The sequence below is a fragment of the Hymenobacter sp. UYP22 genome (genome assembly GCF_040547285.1).
Lineage (GTDB): Bacteria > Bacteroidota > Bacteroidia > Cytophagales > Hymenobacteraceae > Hymenobacter.
The window spans coordinates 1-3,869 of the sequence record NZ_JBEPPK010000026.1; the positions used below are offsets into that span (position 1 = coordinate 1).

Consider the following 3,869-nt stretch of genomic DNA (forward strand, 5'->3'; position numbering starts at 1 on the left):
AGGGGTAGCGCAAGAGTAAGAACAGAAATTCCCGTTAGGGCCGCCGGGTCGGATTTTGGGCAGGCGGGGTGTCTCAGAAAACGGGCGTTTTTTCGGCCCAGTAGTCTCGCTAGTTTGGAAGGTTGCGGAGGCTAGCAATAAATGTCTCATGTGCTGTTCTCACGAATCAACGGCTCGCTATCTTTGCCTCCGTTGACTTCCTGAGAATACCGCCTATGATTTTCGGCTACGCCCGCGTCAGTACCCCCGACCAGCAGCTGCACCTGCAGACCGATGCCTTGCAGGCCTACGGGTGCGCCGAGGTAGCCCAGGAAAAAGTGTCGTCCATAAAAGAGCGGCCGGCCCTCCAACACCTGCTGACCCGCCTGCGGCCGGGCGACACGCTCGTGGTCTGGAAGCTGGACCGGTTGGGCCGCTCGCTCAAAGACCTGGTCACGCTGGTGACCGGTTTTCAGGACAAGGGCATCCACTTCGTCAGCTTGCAGGACCACCTGGATACGACCACGGCCCAGGGCCGGCTCATGTTCAACCTGTTTGCCTCGCTGGCCGAGTTTGAGCGCGACATCATCCGCGAACGGACCCGGGCAGGACTGACGGCCGCCCGCGCCCGCGGCCGGCAGGGCGGCCGGCCGAAGGGGCTTTCCAAAGAGGCCTTGTCGAAAGCGCAGGCCGCGAAGACCCTGTACCTGCAGCAGGACAAGACGGCGGCCGAAATCGGGCAGCTGCTCGGCGTCGGCCGGGCCACCATTTACCGCTACCTCGCGCACCTGGGCGTTCCAACGGGCGGCAGCCAGGCCAGCCAGTAAGCGCCGCGTATGCCCGTCGAATTTCTCAGTGACGAGCAAGCCGCGCGTTACGGTCAGTACCACGCCGACCCCAGCCCGGAGCAGCTCACCCGGTTTTTCTACCTGAGTGCGGCCGATAAGCAGTTTCTGGCGGCGCGGCGCTTGCCCCATACCCGCCTGGGCTGTGCCGTGCAGCTGGGGACGCTGCGCTTTTTGGGCACCTTTCTGGTCGACCCGCTGCAGGTGCCCCCGGTGGTGGTGCAGACCCTGGCCAGCCAACTCGGCCTGGCACCGGAGCAGCTGGCACCGTACCGGGACCGGCTCAACACCGGCTACGAGCACCAGCCCCTGATTCAGGCCTACCTGCAGTACCACTCGTTTGATGGGCGGCAGGCCTTTCGGCTCACCCGCTGGCTCTACGCCCAGGTAGCTACCAGTACCGTGCGGCCGAGCGTGCTCTTCGATTTGGCGACCGCCCACTTGGTAGCCCAGCGCGTGGTGCTGCCCGGCGTCACGGTGCTGGCCCGCCTGATTGCCCGGGTTCGCGAGCGCACGGGCCGTCACCTCTACCGCCAGCTGCGCGCCCGGCTGAGTCCGGCGCAGCAAGCGGCCCTCGAAGCGCTGGTGCAAGCGGGGCCGGGGGAGCGCCTCACCCCGCTGGAAGTCCTGCGCACGGCCCCCACCCGGGTTTCGGCCCCCGCTTTGGTGGCCGCCCTGCGCCGCCTGGACCAGATTCGGGCCCTGGGGGTGAGCGAAGTGCCCGTGCAGGATTTGCCCGAAGCCCGGCTGGCGCGCCTGGCCCGGCACGCCCAGTCCGCTTGGGCCCAGACCCTGTTGCGCATGAGCGAGGAGCGCCGCCTGGCCACGTTGCTCGTGTTCGCCCAGACCCTGGAGCGCACGGCCACCGATGATATCCTCGACCTCTTCGACGGACTGATGGCCACGCTGGCCCTGAGCGGGGAAACCACCCGCCGCCGCGAGCGCCTGCGCTCGCTCAAGGATTTGGACCAGGCGGCCCTGGTGCTGGAGCAGGCCGTGCGCCTGCTGCTCGACGAGGCCGTACCGGACGCCGACCTGCGCCAGCACGTGCTCGACCGGTTCAGCAAGGACACCCTGCGCGAAGCGGCGGATGCAGTGCAGGACCTGGCCCGCAGCGACGAGGACCCGCTGGTGCAGGCCCTGAGCACGCGCTACGCCACGGTGCGGCGCTTTCTGCCGGCGTTGCTGCGCGGGGTCGTGTTGGAGGGCACGCCCGCCGCCAAGCCCCTGCTCGATGCCTGGCGCTTCCTGCAGGTCCAGGAAACGGGCGGCCGGGGGTGCCCGAAGTGGGCGAGTGCGCCCCGCGCGGTGGTGCCGCGCCGGTGGGCCCGGCGGGTGTTTCCGGCCAAAGGCCAGGTCCATCCGCCCGCCTACACGCTCTGCGTGGTGGAGCGCCTGCACCAGGCGCTGCGCCGCCGCGACGTGTTCGTGCGCCGCAGCGAGCGCTACGGCGACCCGCGGGCCGAATTGCTGCGCGGCGAGGCCTGGGAGCAGGTCCGCGACTCGGTGGCCCGGGCCCTGGAACGGGCCACCGACCCGCAGGTCGAGTTGGCCCGCTGGCAGCAGCAGCTAGCTGCGGCTTATACCGACGTGAGCACGAACCTGCCCCACAACACGGCCCTGCAAGTGCTCGAAGAAGACGGGCAGCCCTACGTGAGCCTCAGTGCGCTGGCCGCCCAAACCGAGTCCAACCAACTGCGCACGCTCCGGGCACAGCTGGCCCAGCGCCTGCCCCAGGTCGAGCTGGCGGCTCTGCTGCTGGAAGTGGACGCTTTCACCGGCTTCGCCCGGGCGTTCACCCACGTGGCCGATGGGCAGCCCGCTGCCCCGGACCTGCCGCTGAGCATCTGCGCCGTGTTACTGGCCCAGGCGTGCAACATCGGCCTGAAAACGGTGGCCCGCGCCGAGGTGCCGGCCCTAACGCTGCCGCATCTCTCGTGGGTGCAGCAAAACTACCTGCGGGTGGAAACGCTGACCGCCGCCAACGCCCGCCTGGTGGAGGCCCAGGCGCGGTTGCCCCTGGCCCAGGCATGGGGCGGCGGGGAAGTCGCCTCGGCCGATGGCATGCGCTTCGTGGTGCCCGTGCGCACGATTCACGCGGGCTGGAACCGCAAATACTTTGGCTCGGAGCGCGGCGTGACCTACTACAACTTCACCAGCGACCAGTTCACGGGCTTTCACGGCATCGTCATTCCCGGCACCCTGCGCGACTCGCTCTTCATTCTGGCCGGGCTGCTGGAACAGCAAACGAGCCTGGACCCTAAGGAAATCATGGCCGATACGCACGGCTACAGCGACGTGGTCTTTGGCCTGTTTGCGCTGCTGGGCTACCGCTTCAGTCCCCGGCTGGCCGACTTGCCGGACCAGCGCTTCTGGCGGCTGGAAAAAGAGGATGACTACGGCGAGCTTAACGAGCTGAGCCGCCACGTGGTCAATGCCCGCCTCATCGCCGACCACTGGGACGACATGCTGCGGCTGGCCGGCTCGCTCAAACTGGGCAAGGTCAAAGCCACGGCCGTCATGCGCACGCTGCAGCGGGCCGGCTCGCTCTCCGGGCTGGGGCGGGCCGTGGCCGAAGTCGGGCGGGTCGAGAAAACCCTGTACCTGCTGGCTTACGTGCAGGACGAGGCCTACCGTCGGCGCATCCTGGTGCAGCTCAACCGGGGCGAGGGGCGCCACGCCGTGGCGCGGGCCGTCTTCCACGGCAAGAAAGGCGAACTGCGCCAGCGCTACCGCGAGGGCATGGAAGACCAGTTGGGGGCACTCGGCCTGGTCGTCAACGCCCTGGTGCTGTGGAACACGCGTTATCTGCAACAAGCCTTGGAACAACACCAGGCCGTGGCCGAACCGCCGGAGCCAGGTGATGTGGCCCGGCTCTCGCCCTTGCTGCACGAACACATCAACATGCTGGGCCGCTACGATTTCACCTTGCCCGAGGGCATTGCCGCCGGGCAACTGCGCCCGCTACGCGACCCGACGAGCCTGGAGGAACAGCTCGCTCAATTGCCCTAACGGGAATTTCTGTTCTTACTCTTGTGCTACCCC

2 protein-coding genes are annotated in these 3,869 nt (G+C 67.9%); both read left to right on the plus strand.

Annotated elements, in window-relative coordinates; genetic code table 11:
- Window positions 1-215 precede the first annotated feature (215 nt).
- Window positions 216-806 (plus strand): recombinase family protein, encoded by a 591-nt coding sequence (locus ABIB60_RS22345; protein ID WP_354582553.1) that lies wholly within the window; start codon window positions 216-218, stop codon window positions 804-806.
- A gap of 9 nt (window positions 807-815) precedes the next feature.
- Window positions 816-3,836, plus strand: coding sequence for a Tn3 family transposase (locus ABIB60_RS22350; protein WP_354582554.1), 3,021 nt, complete (start codon window positions 816-818; stop codon window positions 3,834-3,836).
- Window positions 3,837-3,869 lie beyond the last annotated feature (33 nt).

Excerpts from the sequence above, each read along its gene's own strand:
- ABIB60_RS22345 (WP_354582553.1), top strand. The coding sequence starts at position 216 with ATGATTTTCGGCTACGCCCGCGTCAGTACCCCCGACCAGCAGCTGCAC.
- ABIB60_RS22350 (WP_354582554.1), top strand. The coding sequence starts at position 816 with ATGCCCGTCGAATTTCTCAGTGACGAGCAAGCCGCGCGTTACGGTCAG.